Raw genomic sequence first — 17,385 nt, 5'->3', positions numbered from 1 at the left:
TCGACAGCTCCTACAGGGTTACACATTCCCTTGTAGGAGCTGTCGAGTGAAACGAGGCTGCGATCTTTTGATCTTCGAATAGCCGCGCCGCTGGCATGCATCCGATGACCCATTTCAGGGCGCGACGCTCGCCACATCCTCTGCAACACTCTACCCTGAGGTAATTGGCAGGCTCTGGTCTGCCGCCTCAGGACACTGAGCCTCATGTATAAAGATTTGAAATTCCCGGTCCTGATTGTCCATCGCGACATCAAGTCCGACAGCGTTGCCGGCGACCGTGTGCGGGGAATTGCCCGGGAACTGGAGCAGGAAGGGTTCAGCGTCGTTTCGGCGGTGGACTACACCGAAGGACGATTGGTGGCGTCGACCTACCATGGCCTGTCCTGCATGTTGATTGCCTCTGAGGACGCCAGCGCCCATTCCCATTTATTGCAAAACATGGCCGAACTGATTGGTCTGGCGCGAGTGCGTGCACCGGATCTGCCGATCTTCGCCCTGGGCGAAACAGTGACCCTGGAAAATGCGCCTGCCGACGCCATGGCCGAGCTCAATCAGTTACGCGGCATTCTCTACCTGTTTGAAGACACGGTGCCCTTTCTCGCCCGGCAGGTGGCCCGCGCCGCGCGCAAATACCTCGATGGCCTGCTGCCGCCGTTTTTCAAGGCGTTGGTGCAACACACGGCGGACTCCAATTATTCGTGGCACACCCCCGGTCACGGCGGTGGCGTGGCGTATCACAAGAGTCCGGTCGGGCAGGCGTTTCACCAGTTTTTCGGGGAAAACACCCTGCGCTCGGATCTTTCGGTGTCGGTGCCTGAGCTCGGCTCTTTACTTGATCACACCGGTCCCCTGGCTGAAGCCGAGGCCCGTGCAGCACGTAATTTCGGCGCCGATCACACCTTTTTCGTGATCAATGGCACGTCCACGGCCAACAAGATTGTCTGGCACTCGGTGGTCGCCCGCGATGACCTGGTGCTGGTGGATCGCAATTGCCACAAGTCGGTGCTGCACTCGATCATCATGACCGGCGCGATCCCGCTGTACTTGTGTCCGGAGCGTAATGAACTGGGGATCATTGGCCCGATTCCCCTGAGCGAGTTCAGCCGCGAATCGATCCAGGCCAAGATCGACGCCAGTCCGCTGACCAAGGGGCGTTCGCCGAAGGTCAAGCTCGCTGTAGTGACCAATTCGACCTATGACGGCCTCTGCTACAACGCAGAGCTGATCAGGCAGCAACTGGGCAACAGTGTTGAGGTGCTGCACTTCGACGAGGCCTGGTACGCCTATGCGGCGTTTCATGAGTTTTTTGCCGGGCGCTACGGCATGGGTACGTCCCGTGATGAAGACAGCCCGTTGGTGTTTACCACCCACTCCACCCACAAGTTGCTGGCGGCTTTCAGTCAGGCGTCGATGATTCACGTGCGCGATGGCGGCGCGCGGCAACTGGACCGGGATCGCTTCAACGAAGCGTTCATGATGCACATCTCGACCTCGCCGCAGTACGGCATCATCGCCTCGCTGGATGTGGCTTCGGCGATGATGGAAGGGCCGGCCGGGCGTTCGCTGTTGCAGGAAATGTTCGACGAAGCCCTGAGTTTTCGCCGGGCGCTGGCTAACTTGCGCCAGCACATTGCCGCGGATGACTGGTGGTTTTCGATCTGGCAACCGCCGTCGGTGCAAGGCATCGAGCGGGTCGTCACCGAGGACTGGTTGCTGCAGCCCGATGCCGACTGGCATGGCTTTGGCGGCGTGACCGACGATTATGTGCTGCTCGACCCGATCAAGGTCACGCTGGTGATGCCGGGGCTGACGGCCGGTGGCGCCCTCAGCGAGCGCGGGATTCCGGCGGCGGTGGTCAGCAAGTTCCTTTGGGAGCGTGGCCTGGTGGTTGAGAAGACCGGTCTGTATTCGTTCCTGGTGTTGTTCTCCATGGGCATCACCAAAGGCAAGTGGAGCACGCTGCTCACCGAATTGCTGGAGTTCAAGCGCAGCTATGACGCCAATGTCAGTCTGGCCAGTTGCCTGCCTTGCGTGGCGCAAGAGAATGTCGCGCGCTATCAGGGCATGGGCCTGCGTGATTTATGCGATCAGTTGCATGCCTGTTATCGCAGCAATGCTACCGCCAGGCACCTCAAGCGCATGTACACCGTACTGCCGGAAGTCGCGATGAAACCGGCGGACGCCTATGATCAATTGGTGCGGGGTGAAGTCGAAGCGGTGTCGATCGATGCGCTGGACGGGCGGATTGCCGCCGTCATGCTGGTGCCGTACCCGCCCGGCATTCCGTTGATCATGCCGGGTGAGCGATTTACCGAGTCGACTCGCTCGATCATCGATTACCTGGCGTTTGCCCGCACGTTCGATAGCAGTTTCCCGGGGTTCGTCGCTGATGTGCACGGATTGCAGCACGAAGATCAGAGCGGTGGGCGGTGCTACACCGTCGATTGCATCAAGGAATGAGGACCTTTCCCAGTATGCAACCGGTAATAAATCCGAATTATCCAGGGTTGTCGGTACGGGTTGCCGACGAGGGTTTTGCCGCCTATATCTGGGGCAGTGATTTCAGTTTTGAAGTCGCGGCCTATGGTGCGGCCGAAATAGGCAAGCCGGTGGCACAGTGGCCGGTCACCCCGATCACGCCTTATCGCAAGTGCTACGGCATCGATCCTGAGGAATTCAGCAGCTTTCGCGATGGTGCCGACAGCGCGATTTTCATGGCGTATCTGGATGACCAGCCGGTGGGGCATCTGGTGGTCAGTACCAACTGGAACGGCTTTGCCCATATCGACGAACTGGCGGTGCATGCACCGGCCCGACGGCATGGAGTGGCCAAGGCCCTGCTGGATGTGGCGCAATTCTGGAGCCGCAAGAAAAAGCTCCCGGGCATCATGCTCGAAACCCAGAACAACAACCTGGGGGCCTGCCGGCTCTATGAGCGTTGCGGATACGTGATGGGCGGGATCGACCAGCTGCGCTATCGCGGCATTGACCCGAACACTGCCGAAGTGGCGCTGTTCTGGTATCGACTGTTCGAAAATCCGCTGGAAAACCCGTTCAGTTCGTCAGCATCGCCGCGGCTTGTTCCGTGACGATGGCCAACAGTGCCTGAACCGCCGGAGAGGGTTCGACGTTTTTCAGGGACAGGGCGTAGAGACTGATCGGCACGGCTGGCGCCAACGGGCAGGTGTCCAGTCCCGAGGCTTTGGCGCCGAGGGCGGTGAAGGGATCGACGATGGCCAGACCTTCGCCAGCCTCGACCATGCTGCGCATCATCTGATGCGTCTGGACCCGGGTTTGAATCACCGGGGCAGGGCGCAAGCCGTGCAGTTTGTTTTCCAGTGCCGGGCTCAGCGGATCGTGCCCCTCCAGGCCGATCATCGATTGACCGGCCAGATCCTGCAGTGAAATGTATTTCTGTTTCGGTTGCAGCCAGCCATGGGGTGCGAGCAACTGAAGTTTGCCCTGGGCAATCACCTGGCAATCGAGATCGGCGTGATCAGGGTCGTGCAGGCTCAGCCCCAGATCGCTTTCACGCAGCAGCAGGCTTCTGACGATGTCGCGGGTGGGCTGGCTCAGCAGTGTGCAAGGCGCGTCGGGCAGGCGTCGGCGCAGGGCCGCGATGCTGTGTGGCAACAATTGATTGGCCAGGGGCGGGGTGCAGATGATGCGTAGCGGCGGCGCCAGGTATTGCCTGAGGCTGTTGGCCAGGCGCTGCACGGGTTCGAGCGCGTCGTAGACCCGGGCAATTTCCACTTGCAGTTCCCGAGCCTCGCGGGTGGCCTGCAAACGCCCGCGTACGCTGGCGAACAGCATGAAACCCAACTGATCCTCGGCATCGCGCAGCAAGCGCTCGACTTCGGTCACCGGCAACTGCAGCCATTCGGCGGCGGTGCCCAGGTGACCGGTCTGCAAGAGCGCCTGGATCACTTCGATATGGCGTAAGCGCATGCGTGAAGTCCATGTTCAGCAGGTGGAGGAGTCAGTGGCTGAATCCTACCCCAAGTCCGCGCATATGACTTCTGCTCATAACGACGGGTTATGAAACGCTTGCGGTTTGCGGTTCGCGGGTAATGGTCACGCCGGTTTGCACCAGCATGAATTGATTGTCGTCGACCTTGTTGACACGGTCGCCAATGGCCAGCTTGTAGGTGGTGACAGGGCCTGATCCGTCTACCGCCGGGGTGGAGTCCTGGAACTCGTGCACCGAATAAATACGGCCTTGCGCATCTCTTGCATGGAACTGACCGACGAGTACTGCTGCCATCTGCTTGGAACCTCTGGAGATAAATCACTCAATTTGCGGCTCTGTAGACCGCGCTTGGGCGAGGTAAGTTTTCCTACAGGAAAAAAATAGTCAGGGACGGCGTTTTCAGTCGCCCGCTGCTTGAATCGTCATCTATAACTACAAGCTCTTCCTATCGGACAGTCGAGAAACTCTTATGAGCAACGTCTATACGATCGCCGTCCTGGTCGGCAGCTTGAGAAAGGAATCGATCAACCGCAAGGTCGCACGGGCCCTGATAGAGCTGGCGCCGGCCAATCTCAAGCTCAACATCGTCGAAATTGGCGACCTGCCGCTCTATAACGAAGACATCGATGGCGCTTCACCGCCGGCAGCCTACAGCACTTTCCGACAACAGGTGAGCTCATCCGACGCGGTGCTGTTCGTGACCCCGGAATACAACCGTTCGGTGCCGGCGCCGTTGAAAAATGCGATTGACGTCGGTTCTCGCCCTTATGGCAAGAGTTCGTGGAATGGCAAGCCCGGCGCCGTTATCAGTGCTTCGCCGGGGGCCGTCGGCGGGTTTGGCGCCAATCACAACCTGCGTCAATCCATGGTGTTTCTGAATGTGCCGATGATGCAGCAGCCAGAGGCCTATCTGGGGAACGCCGGTTCGGCGTTCGACGAGGCGGGCAAGTTGTCCGAGTCGGTCAAGCCGTTCCTGCAAAGTTTCATCAATGCCTATGGGCAATGGGTCGAGCAGCACAAGAAAGTTTGATGTTCATTGATCAGCGTATTGTCCTGCCAGGCGCTGGGAGGTTATCTCTTCAGGCCGGGTTGGCCCCTTCGCGAGCAGGCTCGCTCCCACAGGGATCCTCAGTGGACACAAGATTTGTGTTCGGCTGGGACCCAATGTGAGAGCGAGCCTGCTCGCGATGGGGCCGGCTCAGACACAGCAAAACTCAGGCATTACCCGGCACATTCGGCCAAAGGTCCGACACCAGAAACAATCGCTCGGCTTCTTCCCAGTCGCCATTGGCATTTTCCGTCAGGCGCACCAGCAGTTGTGCCGGCGCCAGCGGGTCCAGGTCATTGAGCCATGCCTGCATCTGCTCAGGGGTCCAGGTGTGTTCCGCCGAGTAATGCGCCGGCGCCAGCCAGGCATGGCGGGGCAGAGGTTGCCAGCGACCGGGCGCGCTCTGGGCTACTAACGCCGGCCAATCCTTTTGATGCAGCCAGCGCCCCCGCAAATGCTGCGGATGTGCACCCAGCGGCGCAGCGGCCTGTCCCGGCCACGGGTACAGCAAATACCCCCCCAGCCACAAATGCGCGCTGAACGCCTGGATATCCAGCGCCGCGAGCACTTCACGGCTTTCGGGGCGAGCGGAAATCGGCAATTGATGCTGGCTCAGGTGCGCCAGTTTGCGGTCGAGCCGGTCGTGGCATCCCGGACCCAGCCACTGGGCGGTGTCGTGTCCGTCGCCGGATTGCGGGCCGAGGTAGAGCTTGATCGCCAGTTCCAGGTGATGCACGCCGTCGCGGTCGCGCAGCAGCATGTCCAGTTCACCCAGGGTGTGCCCCTCGCGGCGAATCGGCATGTTGGCGGCAATCAGTTCAATGCCGGGCGCATGCTGCACGGCGAATTGCCAGAGGCGTTCGTAATACAGGCCCAGACGCCGGGTCCGGGCCTGGGCCAGCCAGTGCAGCAAGCCATAACTGTCTCGGTCCAATTGCCGCAGCCAATGCTCCAGCCGATCCGGTGCCTGCACCCAGTCGCTGCCGGCCAGCGGGTGACGCTGCGGCCACGGGGTATCGTCCAGCATGGGCGGCGCGAGGATGACCCACGCCAGGTCACGCACTTCGGGATGGCGTAATTGATGGGGCAGGTGGAGCAAATCCGGAAATAGCATCATCTTGCGAGCATAGCCCGAAACCCGGGCACACCCTTGAAGCTGAAAGGATTTTGTCTACGGGCGGCTTTCGCCCATAATCGTGGTTTTCGCCGCCACACAGATCCCCGCAGGAGCCCCATGGAGCAATTTCGCAATATCGGCATCATCGGTCGCCTGGGCAGTTCCCAGGTGCTGGATACCGTCCGCCGACTGAAACGGTTTCTGCTCGATCGTCACCTGCACGTGATCCTCGAAGACACCATCGCCGAAGTGCTGCCAGGGCACGGCCTGCAAACCTCGTCGCGCAAGATGCTCGGCGAAGTCTGCGACATGGTCATTGTGGTCGGTGGTGACGGCAGCCTGCTCGGTGCCGCCCGGGCGCTGGCCAGGCACAATATTCCGGTGCTCGGCATCAACCGGGGCAGCCTGGGTTTCCTCACCGATATTCGTCCCGACGAGCTGGAAACCAAGGTCGCCGAAGTGTTGGATGGCCACTTTCTGGTGGAAAACCGCTTCCTGCTGCAAGCCGAAGTCCGCCGCCACGGCGAGGCCATCGGCCAGGGCGATGCACTGAACGATGTGGTGCTGCACCCTGGCAAATCCACGCGAATGATCGAATTCGAGCTGTACATCGACGGCCAGTTCGTCTGCAGCCAGAAGGCCGACGGCCTGATCGTTGCGACGCCGACAGGTTCCACCGCGTATGCACTGTCTGCCGGCGGGCCGATCATGCATCCCAAGCTCGACGCTATTGTGATTGTGCCGATGTACCCCCATACCTTGTCAGGTAGACCGATCGTGGTCGATGGCAACAGTGAGCTGAAAATCGTCGTGTCCAAGGATATGCAGATTTACCCGCAAGTCTCGTGTGACGGGCAGAACCACTTTACCTGCGCGCCCGGCGACACCATTACCGTGAGCAAGAAAGCCCAGAAACTGCGGCTGATTCACCCGCTCGACCACAACTACTATGAAGTCTGCCGGACCAAGCTCGGCTGGGGCAGCAAGTTGGGGGGTGGAGGCGACTGATGCTCGATCCCGCGCGTAGCTACGACCTGATCGGTGACGTGCACGGTTGCGCTCTGACCCTGGAGCACTTGCTCGACCGACTCGGTTATCACAAACAGGGCGGCGTCTGGCGCCACGCCTCGCGCATGGCGGTGTTCGTCGGCGATATCATCGATCGCGGCCCGCGGATTCGCGAGGCGCTGCATATCGTCCACGACATGGTCGAGGCCGGTCAGGCACTGTGCATCATGGGCAACCACGAGTTCAATGCGCTGGGCTGGAGCACGCCGGCGCTACCCGGCAGCGGCAAGCAATTCGTGCGCGAGCACACGCCGCGCCATGCCCGCCTGTTGCATGAAACCCTGACCCAGTTCGAACACCATCCGGGTGACTGGCACGACTTCCAGCAATGGTTCTATAAGCTGCCATTGTTCGTCGATGCCGGGCGTTTTCGCGTGGTCCACGCCTGCTGGGATGCCGGGCTGATCGAGCCGCTGCGGGCGTTGTTCCCCAACGGTTGCGTCGACGAGCCTTTTCTCCAGGCTTCGGCGCAGTCGGGATCGTTTGCCTGCACCGTATTCGATCGCCTTTTGCGTGGCACGGACATGCGCTTGCCCCATGGCCTGACCATGACCAGCGGCGATGGGCTGGTGCGTTCGTTCTTCCGCACCAAGTTCTGGGAAGACGATCCGAAAACCTACGGCGATATCGTGTTCCAGCCCGATGCACTGCCGGAACCCGTGGCCCGGACGCCGCTGACGTCCACCGAAAAGAACAGTTTGCTGCGTTATGGCATCGATGAGCCGTTGTTGTTCGTCGGTCATTACTGGCGCAGCGGCAAGCCGGCACCGATCCGGCCGAACCTGGCCTGTCTGGATTACAGCGCGGTGCTGTACGGCAAGCTGGTTGCCTATCGCCTGGATCAGGAAACCCGCCTGGATCCGCATAAATTCGTCTGGGTCGATGTCGAGCGGCCGGAGGTGCTGCAATGAGTGCTGTAGCGGTATTGCGTCTGCCCCTGGCGGTGGACTTGAGCGGGTTCGTCACCTTGCTCAAGCGCATGCAAGTGCCCCATCGGGTCAGCGAAGAAGCTGGCGAACAGGTGCTGTGGGTGCCGCAGAACATCAGCGAAGACGTGCGTGCGCTCTACGAACGCTTTCCGGCGGGCGATCCCGATCAGCAGCTGGACATTCCGCTGGCGCAGACCATCGAGCGTCCGGGGTTCGTCGAGCAATTGAAATACGCCAGGGCCACCGCGCTGGTGCTGTTGCTGAGCGTGATTGTCGGTGCAGTGACCCTGCTCGGCGACAACCTTGAAACGATGCGCTGGCTGACCTTCCTCGAATTCCGCGTGGTCGGCGAGTACCTCCACTTCACGCCACTGGCCGACAGCCTGGCGGCGGGGCAGTGGTGGCGCCTGTTCACGCCGATGCTGATTCACTTCGGCATCCTGCACCTGGCGATGAACGGCATGTGGTACTGGGAGCTGGGGCGGCGCATCGAGTCGCGTCAGGGCAGTATCAACCTGATCGGCTTGACCCTGCTGTTCAGCCTGGTGTCCAACTATGCCCAATATTACTTCAGCGGTCCGACCTTGTTCGGTGGTTTGTCCGGTGTACTGTACGGCCTGCTCGGGCATTGCTGGATTTTCCAGCTACTGGCGCCGAACCGGGCTTATCGCCTGCCGCGAGGCGTGCTGGTGATGATGCTGGTGTGGTTGTTGCTGTGCCTGTCCGGACTGGTCTCGATGATCGGCTTCGGCGAAATCGCCAACGCGGCCCATGTCAGCGGGTTACTCATCGGATGCTTCACCGGTTTGTTGGGCGGGTTGTATAACCGCCGTAAACTGGCCGCCTAACTCAGAACATGCAATAAAGAGACGGAGACCCAATGTCCTCTTTTAACGAAATGATCAACAACATTACCTCCGATATCTACGAGAGCCTGAAACTGGCCGTGGAAATCGGCAAATGGTCCGACGGTGGCAAACTCACCGCCGAGCAACGCGAGCTGTCGCTGCAGGCGATGATCGCCTGGGAAATGCAGAACCTGCCCGAGGACCAGCGTACCGGCTACATGGGGCCGCAGGAATGCGCTTCGAAGTCGATCGAAGTACCGAACATCCTGTTCAAGTCGGATGCCATCCATTGATCGAGATTGGCCGCGGTGCAATCAGCAAAATGTCGGCGCGCCTGGACGGGCCGAACGTGCAATACGCTTTGCGTCTGGGCGAAACCGAGGTCCCGGTCAATCCGTTGATCGGCACCACGGTGCGTCTGGAATACCTGGGTGCGATCCACTGCATCCATTGCGGACGCAAGACCAAGACCAGTTTCAGCCAGGGCTACTGCTACCCGTGCATGACCAAACTGGCCCAGTGCGACGTCTGCATCATGAGCCCGGAGCGTTGCCACTACGACGCCGGCACCTGCCGCGAGCCGGAATGGGGCGAGAAGTTCTGCATGACCGATCACGTGGTGTACCTGGCCAACTCGTCAGGGGTGAAAGTCGGCATTACCCGCGCCACCCAGTTGCCGACCCGCTGGCTCGACCAGGGTGCGAGCCAGGCGTTGCCGATCATGCGCGTATCGACCCGGCAACAATCCGGTTTCGTCGAGGATCTGTTCCGCAGCCAGGTGGCCGACAAGACCAACTGGCGTGCTTTACTCAAGGGCGATGCGGTAGCCGTGAACCTGGCCGAGGTTCGCGATCAATTGTTCGACAGCTGCGCTGAAGGTCTGCTGGGGTTGCAGCAGCGATTTGGCTTGCAGGCGATCCAGCCGGTGACCGATGCCGAACCGCTGGAAATCCGCTACCCGGTCGAGCAGTACCCGGCGAAGATCGTCAGCTTCAACCTGGACAAGAACCCGATTGCCGAAGGCACGCTGATGGGGGTCAAGGGTCAATACCTGATCTTCGACACCGGCGTGATCAACATTCGTAAATACACGGCTTACCAGCTCGCCGTGCATCAGTAAGGACTCCAGCATGCGCACCGAACAACCGAAGATGATCTACCTCAAGGACTATCAGGCGCCCGAGTACCTGATCGACGAAACGCACCTGACCTTCGAGTTGTACGAGGACCACAGCCTGGTCCATGCGCAACTGGTGATGCGCCGCAACCCCGAGCGAGGCCCGGGCCTGCCGCCGCTGGTGCTGGACGGCCAGCAGCTGGAACTGCTGTCGGTCACTTTGGCCGACCGTGAACTGAGCGCCGCCGACTACCAGTTGAGCGAGAATCACCTGACCCTGCACCCGACCAGCACCACCTTCACGGTCGATACCAGCGTCCGGATCCACCCGGAAACCAACACCGCGCTGGAAGGCCTGTACAAGTCCGGCACGATGTTCTGCACCCAGTGCGAGGCCGAGGGTTTTCGCAAGATCACCTATTACCTCGACCGCCCCGACGTGATGAGCACCTTCACCACCACGGTGGTCGCCGAACAACACAGCTATCCGGTGCTGCTGTCCAACGGCAACCCGATCGCCTCCGGTCCTGGTGAAGAAGGCCGGCACTGGGCGACCTGGGAAGACCCGTTCAAGAAACCGGCGTACCTGTTCGCGCTGGTGGCCGGCGACCTGTGGTGCGTCGAAGACAGCTTCACCACCATGAGCGAGCGCAACGTGGCGCTGCGCATTTACGTCGAGCCGGAAAACATCGACAAGTGCCAGCACGCCATGAACAGCCTGAAGAAATCCATGCGCTGGGACGAAGAGGTCTACGGTCGCGAGTACGACCTGGACATCTTCATGATCGTCGCCGTGAATGACTTCAACATGGGCGCCATGGAAAACAAGGGCCTCAACATCTTCAACTCCAGCGCCGTGCTGGCCAAGGCCGAAACCGCCACCGACGCCGCGCACCAACGGGTCGAAGCGATCGTCGCCCACGAATATTTCCACAACTGGTCGGGCAACCGCGTGACCTGCCGCGACTGGTTCCAGCTGTCGCTCAAGGAAGGCTTCACCGTGTTCCGCGATGCCGGTTTCTCCTCGGACATGAACTCGGCCACGGTCAAGCGCATCCAGGACGTGGCGTACCTGCGCACCCACCAGTTCGCCGAAGACGCCGGCCCCATGGCCCACGCCGTGCGCCCGGACAGCTTCATCGAGATTTCCAACTTCTACACCCTGACCGTGTACGAAAAGGGTTCGGAAGTGGTCGGCATGATTCACACCTTGCTCGGCGCCGAAGGTTTCCGCAAAGGCAGCGACCTGTACTTCGAACGCCACGACGGCCAGGCCGTGACCTGCGATGACTTCATCAAGGCCATGGAAGATGCCAATGGCGTCGACCTGACCCAGTTCAAACGCTGGTACAGCCAGGCGGGTACACCGCGCCTGGCGGTGAGCGAGTCCTTTGATGCGGCGGCAAAAACCTACAGCCTGACCTTCCGCCAGAGCTGCCCGGAAACCCCGGACAAGGTTGAAAAACTGCCGTTCGTGATCCCGGTCGAACTGGGGCTGCTGGACAGCAAGGGCGGCGAGATTGCCCTGCGTCTTGCCGGTGAAGCCGCCGCCCAAGGCACGACCCGCGTGATCTCGGTAACCGAGGCCGAGCAGACCTTCACCTTCGTCGACATTGCCGAACAACCGTTGCCATCGTTGCTGCGCGGCTTCTCGGCGCCGGTGAAGCTGAGCTTCCCGTACAACCGTGATCAGCTGATGTTCCTGATGCAGCACGACAGCGACGGCTTCAACCGCTGGGATGCCGGCCAGCAGCTGTCGGTGCAGGTGCTGCAGGAATTGATCGGCCAGCAGCAGAAGGGCGAAGCGCTGGTACTCGATCAGCGGCTGGTGTCGGCACTGCGCACGGTGCTCTCGGACGAGTCGCTGGATCAGGCCATGGTCGCCGAAATGCTCTCGCTGCCAAGCGAGGCGTACCTGACCGAGATCAGCGAAATAGCGGACGTCGAGTCGATCCATGTCGCCCGCGAGTTTGCCCGCAAGCAACTGGCTGACGCGCTGTTCGATGGCCTGTGGCTGCGTTATCAGGCCAATCGCGAATTGTCGAAGCAGACGCCGTATGTGGCCGAAGCCGAGCATTTCGCCCGTCGTGCCTTGCAGAACATCGCGTTGTCCTACCTGATGCTCAGCGGCAAGCCGCAAGTCCTGGCGGCGACGCTGGAGCAGTTCGACGCGTGCGACAACATGACCGAGCGCCTGACCGCACTCGCCGTGCTGGTCAATTCGCCGTTCGAAGCCGAGAAGGCCAAGGCACTGGCCAGCTTCGCCGAACACTTCAAGGACAACCCGCTGGTCATGGATCAGTGGTTCAGTGTCCAGGCCGGCAGCGTGTTGCCCGGTGGCCTGGAGAGAGTCAAGGCGTTGATGCAGCACCCGGCGTTCAACATCAAGAACCCGAACAAGGTGCGGGCACTGGTTGGTGCGTTTGCCGGGCAGAACCTGATCAACTTCCACGCGGCCGACGGTTCCGGGTATCGCTTCCTGGCGGATCTGGTGATCGAGTTGAATGGCTTTAACCCGCAGATTGCTTCTCGCCAGTTGGCGCCTTTGACTCGCTGGCGCAAGTACGACAGTGCTCGTCAGGCTTTGATGAAAGGCGAGTTGGAGCGGATTCGGGCTTCGGGGCAGTTGTCCAGTGATGTGTTTGAGGTGGTCAGCAAGAGTTTGGCCTGAGTCTGCTGGTGACCTTGGCGGCCTTCGGGCCGACCAGGGTCATGGGTTGATTGGGTACATATCCATTCCTGCGGTAACGGCGACTGGCGGTTTCGCCCTTACGGCGACTCACTTTTTTACAAGCGCCTAAAAAAGTAAGCAAAAAACGCTCGCCCCTTACGTACGGCCCCTCGCTTAGGCTCGGGGTTCCTTCGCTGCGGTATTCATCCGGGGGCATTGCCCTCCGGTCGGCTTCGCTTCGACCTACATGCAATGAGTTCGACTGCGTCGAACGGCGCTGCGCGCCAATCCCCGGATGAACACCTCCGCTCAGCCTGCCGAGGGGGCGGGTGGATCAAGATCAAGAGCTGCAGGCGAGCTAACGCTCGGCCTGATGAGTGGTGAGAAGCGTCTGTGTACGCCGATCTGCCTTTGCCCTTCTGTGGGAGCGAGCCTGCTCGCGAAGGCGGCCTGTCAGCCACAGGTACATCACAGACGAACGCACCCAGCAACCAGGCCGGCCGGTAGGCCGCCTCGGGCGCTGTTGCGGTGTACGCCCCCTCGTGAGGCCGAGTGGAGGTTCTGCGCAGTGGGCAACCCGGCATGGATGCCGGGTTAGCCGCCCCCGGCCATGGATGGCCGATGGCGGCGGGCCCACGGAGCAGGACCGGAGCGAGGGCATGCCGAGCCACGGCGAGGCACCGAATGTCAGGGGCAAGAGCGTTTGGTTACTTTGCGCTTTTCAAAGTGACCCGCCGTAAGGGCGGAACCATAAGCGGCCGTTACCGCAGCAATGGATATGTACACCAATCACCAATCCCCCAACCCCCAAACCCGCAATCACCCCACCTGATACCCAACCATTCAGAACAACCCCCCATCCCCCCCGGTTAACAAAACATAACGTGGCGTCGATTGTCAGACATGAAAAAACCCCGATAGGATAAGCCAGCTTCCGAAGGGGCTCTGGATTGCGGGTTTCAGGACTATGCTCTGAAGCAGTCGGTCCAGACACGCACCCTTGCGGCGCCCAGAAAGGTTGAACGACCTAACAATAATAATGGGAGAAGGTCTATGAGTGAGCCTGTCATGGGTGTGGGTATCTGCCGCCCGCCGGCACTGCGCAAATTCGCGTTGCTGGCCACAGCGCTCTCGCTGTTGGGCTCTGCCATGTTGTCGGCGCCTGCGCTGGCTTCGGCGGCGTCAGCATCCGATGTTGTTTATTCCATTGAATCTGCCAAGGCTGCCAAAAGCCTGATGCTCGATGTCGTCCACGCCGGCAAGCGCCTGGTGGCGGTCGGGGATCGTGGGCACATCCTCTATTCCGATGATCAGGGCGCGAACTGGACCCAGGCCAAGGTCCCGACCCGGGCCCTGCTGACGTCGGTGTTCTTTGTCGACGACAAGCACGGCTGGGCCGTCGGCCATGACGCGCAGATCCTCGCCAGCGAGGACGGCGGCGCGACCTGGATCAGACAATTCGAAGACCTGAAACGCGAATCGCCGCTGCTCGATGTCTGGTTCAAGGACGTCAACAGCGGCTTTGCCGTGGGCGCTTACGGCTCGCTGATGGAAACCACCGACGGTGGCAAGCATTGGGAAGACGCCAGCGACCGCCTCGACAATGAAGACCAGTACCACCTGAACGCGATTGCTGCGGTCAAGGACGCCGGGCTGTTCATCGTTGGCGAGCAGGGCAGCATGTTCCGCTCCGCGGACTGGGGCCAGACCTGGGAAAAACTCGAAGGTCCGTACGAAGGCTCGCTGTTTGGCGTGATCGGTACGGCGCAGCCTAATACGCTGCTGGCCTACGGCTTGCGTGGCAACCTCTATCGCTCCACGGACTTCGGCAGCAACTGGGAGCAAGTCGAGCTCAAGGCTGAACGCGGTGACCTGGAGTTCGGGCTGTCCGGCGGCACGCTGCTCGACGATGGTTCCATCGTGATCGTCGGCAACGGCGGCTCGGTGATTCGCAGCAGCGACGACGGCGAAACCTTCAAGGTGGTCAATCGTGCGGACCGTATTTCCGTCTCGGCAGTGACTGCAGCAGGCAATGGCAATCTGGTTCTGGCCGGGCAGGGCGGCGTTCGCGTCACCTCGCCAAACGGCACTGAGCTTGGCAAATAAAAGCGGGCAAATGAGCCAGGTCAATAATAAGAAGGCGGAGCTATGACTTCCTTGAGTACCCATCACCAGGACAAGGCGACGTTCCTCGAGCGCCTGATCTTCAACAACCGCCCGGCAGTGATCACGATCTGCTTGCTGGTCAGTATTTTCCTGTTCTGGCAGGCGACGCTGATCCGTCCGTCCACCAGTTTCGAAAAAATGATCCCGCTGGAGCATCCCTTCATCCAGAAGATGATGGAGCACCGCAACGATCTGGCGAACCTGGGCAACACCGTACGGATCTCGGTGGAAGCCACCAATGGCGACATCTTCTCCAAGGAGTACATGGAGACCCTGCGTCAGATCAACGACGAGGTGTTTTACATCTCCGGTGTCGACCGTTCCGGCCTCAAGTCGCTGTGGAGCCCGAGCGTTCGCTGGACCGAAGTGACGGAAGAGGGCTTCGCTGGCGGTGAGGTGATCCCGCAGAGCTACAACGGCTCCCAGGCCAGCCTCGATATGCTGCGCAACAACGTGCTCAAGTCCGGCCAGGTCGGGCGGCTGGTGTCCAACGATTTCAAGTCGAGCATCGTCGACATTCCGTTGCTGGAGTCCTTCCCGGACCCGCAGGACCAGGGCAAGTTGCTGGCGCTGGACTACCGCCAGTTCTCACACGAACTTGAAGACAAGATCCGCACCAAGTTCGAAGTACAGAACCCGAATGTGAAGATCCACATCGTCGGTTTCGCCAAGAAAGTCGGTGACCTGATCGATGGCCTGGTGATGGTGGTGATGTTCTTCGGTGTCGCCTTCGTCATCACCCTGATCCTCTTGCTGTGGTTCACCAACTGCCTGCGCAGTACCGTCGCCGTGTTGAGCACGACATTGGTGGCAGTGGTCTGGCAACTGGGGTTGATGCACTTCTTCGGCTTCGGGCTCGATCCTTACTCGATGCTGGTACCGTTCCTGATCTTCGCCATCGGTATTTCCCACGGCGTGCAGAAGATCAACGGGATCGCCCTGCAATCGAGTGAGGCGGACAATGCCCTGACCGCTGCACGTCGCACTTTCCGTCAATTGTTCCTGCCCGGGATGATCGCGATCCTCGCCGATGCCGTGGGTTTCATCACGCTGCTGATCATCGATATCGGCGTGATCCGTGAACTGGCCATCGGCGCATCCATTGGTGTGGCAGTGATCGTGTTCACCAACCTGATCCTGCTGCCGGTGGCGATTTCCTATGTCGGCATAAGCAAGCGTGCGGTCGAACGCAGCAAAAAGGACGCGCATCGCGAGCATCCGTTCTGGCGACTGCTGGCGAATTTCGCCAGCTCGAAAGTCGCACCGGTGTCCATTCTGCTGGCGCTGATCGCCTTTGGCGGCGGCCTGTGGTACAGCCAGAACCTGAAAATCGGCGACCTCGACCAGGGTGCCCCGGAGCTGCGTCCGGACTCGCGCTACAACAAGGACAACAACTTCATCATCAACAACTATTCGACCAGTTCCGATGTGCTGGTGGTGATGGTCAAGACCAAGGCCGAGGGGTGCTCGCGCTACGAAGCCATGGCGCCGATCGACGAACTGATGTGGAAGATGCAGAACACCGAGGGCGTGCAGTCGGCGATTTCCCTGGTGACCGTGTCCAAGCAAATGATCAAGGGCATGAACGAAGGCAACCTGAAATGGGAAACCCTGTCGCGTAACCCTGATGTGCTGAACAACTCCATCGCCCGCGCTGACGGCCTGTACAACAACAGCTGTTCCCTGGCGCCGGTACTGGTGTTCCTCAACGATCACAAGGCCGAGACCCTGGATCGCGCGGTGCACGCGGTGCAGGCGTTCGCCAGGGAAAACAACAAGGAAGGCCTGGAGTTCATCCTCGCTGCCGGTAACGCCGGGATCGAGGCGGCCACTAACGAGGTGATCAAGAAGTCCGAGCTGACCATCCTGATCCTGGTGTACATCTGCGTCGCGACCATGTGCATGATCACCTTCCGTTCGTGGGCGGCGACCTTGTGCATCGTGCTGCCGCTGGTGCTGACGTCGGTACTCGGCAACGCCCTGATGGCCTTCATGGGCATCGGTGTGAAAGTGGCGACCCTGCCGGTCGTGGCGCTCGGGGTGGGGATCGGAGTGGACTACGGTATCTACATCTACAGCCGTCTGGAAAGCTTCCTGCGTGCCGGCCTGCCGCTGCAAGAGGCGTACTACCAGACGCTGAAGTCCACCGGTAAGGCGGTGCTGTTCACCGGCCTGTGCCTGGCCATCGGCGTGTGCACCTGGATCTTCTCGGCCATCAAGTTCCAGGCCGACATGGGGCTGATGCTGACCTTCATGCTGTTGTGGAACATGTTCGGTGCGCTGTGGCTGTTGCCGGCACTGGCGCGGTTCCTGATCAAGCCTTCGAGGCTGGCAGGGCAGAAGGGCAATTCGTTGTTTGCCCATTGATCGATCGCTGAATCAAAAAAGCCGCAACCTCAGGTTGCGGCTTTTTTATTTGGGCGAAGATCAAAAGATCGCAGCCTTCGGCAG

At 60.5% G+C, this 17,385-nt stretch carries 14 protein-coding genes; 11 read left to right on the top strand and 3 right to left on the bottom strand.

The window, feature by feature from the left end:
* The first annotated feature begins 204 nt into the window (after nt 1-204).
* Both C8K63_RS06165 and C8K63_RS06160 read left to right on the top strand, forming a co-directional pair.
* Nucleotides 205-2,460 carry an arginine/lysine/ornithine decarboxylase gene (locus C8K63_RS06165; protein WP_108215884.1) on the top strand — a complete coding sequence of 752 codons (2,256 nt, stop codon included), beginning with the start codon at nt 205-207 and terminating at the stop codon, nt 2,458-2,460.
* A gap of 14 nt (nt 2,461-2,474) precedes the next feature.
* A complete protein-coding gene (locus tag C8K63_RS06160) occupies nt 2,475-3,089 on the top strand; it encodes a GNAT family N-acetyltransferase (protein WP_108215883.1) in 615 nt (204 codons plus the stop codon).
* Here C8K63_RS06160 and C8K63_RS06155 read toward each other — a convergent pair.
* Together C8K63_RS06155 and C8K63_RS06150 are read right to left on the bottom strand one after the other, a co-directional pair.
* Entirely contained in the window at nt 3,055-3,948 is an 894-nt protein-coding gene (locus C8K63_RS06155) for a LysR family transcriptional regulator (protein WP_108215882.1), read from the bottom strand. The two genes, C8K63_RS06160 and C8K63_RS06155, sit on opposite strands and share 35 nt — an antisense overlap.
* An 88-nt stretch (nt 3,949-4,036) precedes the next feature.
* A complete protein-coding gene (locus C8K63_RS06150; protein WP_108215881.1) occupies nt 4,037-4,264 on the bottom strand; it encodes a hypothetical protein in 228 nt (75 codons plus the stop codon).
* A 175-nt stretch (nt 4,265-4,439) separates the two neighbouring features.
* On the opposite strand from C8K63_RS06150, the gene C8K63_RS06145 reads away from it, so the two are divergent.
* Complete coding sequence (locus C8K63_RS06145) at nt 4,440-5,000, top strand: NADPH-dependent FMN reductase (RefSeq protein WP_108215880.1); 561 nt, start codon at nt 4,440-4,442, stop codon at nt 4,998-5,000.
* A 184-nt stretch (nt 5,001-5,184) separates the two neighbouring features.
* Here C8K63_RS06145 and C8K63_RS06140 read toward each other — a convergent pair whose 3' ends face one another.
* Nucleotides 5,185-6,135, bottom strand: coding sequence for a DUF1853 family protein (locus C8K63_RS06140; RefSeq protein WP_108215879.1), 951 nt, complete (start codon nt 6,133-6,135; stop codon nt 5,185-5,187).
* Nucleotides 6,136-6,252: 117 nt separating this feature from the next.
* Between C8K63_RS06140 and C8K63_RS06135 the strand changes: the two genes are divergently transcribed.
* The 8 genes from C8K63_RS06135 to C8K63_RS06100 all read left to right on the top strand — a co-directional run bounded on the left by C8K63_RS06135 (nt 6,253) and on the right by C8K63_RS06100 (nt 17,301).
* Entirely contained in the window at nt 6,253-7,143 is an 891-nt protein-coding gene (locus tag C8K63_RS06135; protein WP_108215878.1) for an NAD(+) kinase, read from the top strand.
* Nucleotides 7,143-8,114: a metallophosphoesterase gene (locus C8K63_RS06130; protein WP_108215877.1), complete on the top strand. Its 972-nt coding sequence runs from the start codon at nt 7,143-7,145 to the stop codon at nt 8,112-8,114. Before C8K63_RS06135 ends, C8K63_RS06130 begins: the two co-directional genes overlap by 1 nt.
* Nucleotides 8,111-8,980, top strand: a complete 870-nt coding sequence (locus tag C8K63_RS06125; RefSeq protein WP_108215876.1) for a rhomboid family intramembrane serine protease — start codon at nt 8,111-8,113, stop codon at nt 8,978-8,980. Before C8K63_RS06130 ends, C8K63_RS06125 begins: the two co-directional genes overlap by 4 nt.
* A gap of 32 nt (nt 8,981-9,012) precedes the next feature.
* Complete coding sequence (locus C8K63_RS06120; RefSeq protein ID WP_108215875.1) at nt 9,013-9,273, top strand: YeaC family protein; 261 nt, start codon at nt 9,013-9,015, stop codon at nt 9,271-9,273.
* Entirely contained in the window at nt 9,270-10,100 is an 831-nt protein-coding gene (locus C8K63_RS06115; RefSeq protein WP_108215874.1) for a DUF2797 domain-containing protein, read from the top strand. Before C8K63_RS06120 ends, C8K63_RS06115 begins: the two co-directional genes overlap by 4 nt.
* A 10-nt stretch (nt 10,101-10,110) precedes the next feature.
* Nucleotides 10,111-12,768: an aminopeptidase N gene (pepN, locus tag C8K63_RS06110; RefSeq protein WP_108215873.1), complete on the top strand. Its 2,658-nt coding sequence runs from the start codon at nt 10,111-10,113 to the stop codon at nt 12,766-12,768.
* Nucleotides 12,769-13,821: 1,053 nt separating this feature from the next.
* Nucleotides 13,822-14,874, top strand: coding sequence for a YCF48-related protein (locus tag C8K63_RS06105; protein WP_108215872.1), 1,053 nt, complete (start codon nt 13,822-13,824; stop codon nt 14,872-14,874).
* 42 nt (nt 14,875-14,916) lie between these two features.
* Nucleotides 14,917-17,301, top strand: a complete 2,385-nt coding sequence (locus C8K63_RS06100; protein WP_108215871.1) for an RND family transporter — start codon at nt 14,917-14,919, stop codon at nt 17,299-17,301.
* The last annotated feature ends 84 nt before the right edge of the window (nt 17,302-17,385 follow it).

This window comes from Pseudomonas sp. GV085, from assembly GCF_003050925.1.
Taxonomy (GTDB): domain Bacteria; phylum Pseudomonadota; class Gammaproteobacteria; order Pseudomonadales; family Pseudomonadaceae; genus Aquipseudomonas.
This window is presented reverse-complemented; position numbering and strand designations above follow the sequence as displayed.

Bases quoted from the DNA above. Each gene is read 5' to 3' on its own strand.
- C8K63_RS06165 (WP_108215884.1), top strand. From the start codon at position 205: ATGTATAAAGATTTGAAATTCCCGGTCCTGATTGTCCATCGCGACATC.
- C8K63_RS06160 (WP_108215883.1), top strand. From the start codon at position 2,475: ATGCAACCGGTAATAAATCCGAATTATCCAGGGTTGTCGGTACGGGTT.
- C8K63_RS06155 (WP_108215882.1), bottom strand. From the start codon at position 3,948: ATGCGCTTACGCCATATCGAAGTGATCCAGGCGCTCTTGCAGACCGGT.
- C8K63_RS06150 (WP_108215881.1), bottom strand. From the start codon at position 4,264: ATGGCAGCAGTACTCGTCGGTCAGTTCCATGCAAGAGATGCGCAAGGC.
- C8K63_RS06145 (WP_108215880.1), top strand. From the start codon at position 4,440: ATGAGCAACGTCTATACGATCGCCGTCCTGGTCGGCAGCTTGAGAAAG.
- C8K63_RS06140 (WP_108215879.1), bottom strand. From the start codon at position 6,135: ATGATGCTATTTCCGGATTTGCTCCACCTGCCCCATCAATTACGCCAT.
- C8K63_RS06135 (WP_108215878.1), top strand. From the start codon at position 6,253: ATGGAGCAATTTCGCAATATCGGCATCATCGGTCGCCTGGGCAGTTCC.
- C8K63_RS06130 (WP_108215877.1), top strand. From the start codon at position 7,143: ATGCTCGATCCCGCGCGTAGCTACGACCTGATCGGTGACGTGCACGGT.
- C8K63_RS06125 (WP_108215876.1), top strand. From the start codon at position 8,111: ATGAGTGCTGTAGCGGTATTGCGTCTGCCCCTGGCGGTGGACTTGAGC.
- C8K63_RS06120 (WP_108215875.1), top strand. From the start codon at position 9,013: ATGTCCTCTTTTAACGAAATGATCAACAACATTACCTCCGATATCTAC.
- pepN (WP_108215873.1), top strand. From the start codon at position 10,111: ATGCGCACCGAACAACCGAAGATGATCTACCTCAAGGACTATCAGGCG.
- C8K63_RS06105 (WP_108215872.1), top strand. From the start codon at position 13,822: ATGAGTGAGCCTGTCATGGGTGTGGGTATCTGCCGCCCGCCGGCACTG.
- C8K63_RS06100 (WP_108215871.1), top strand. From the start codon at position 14,917: ATGACTTCCTTGAGTACCCATCACCAGGACAAGGCGACGTTCCTCGAG.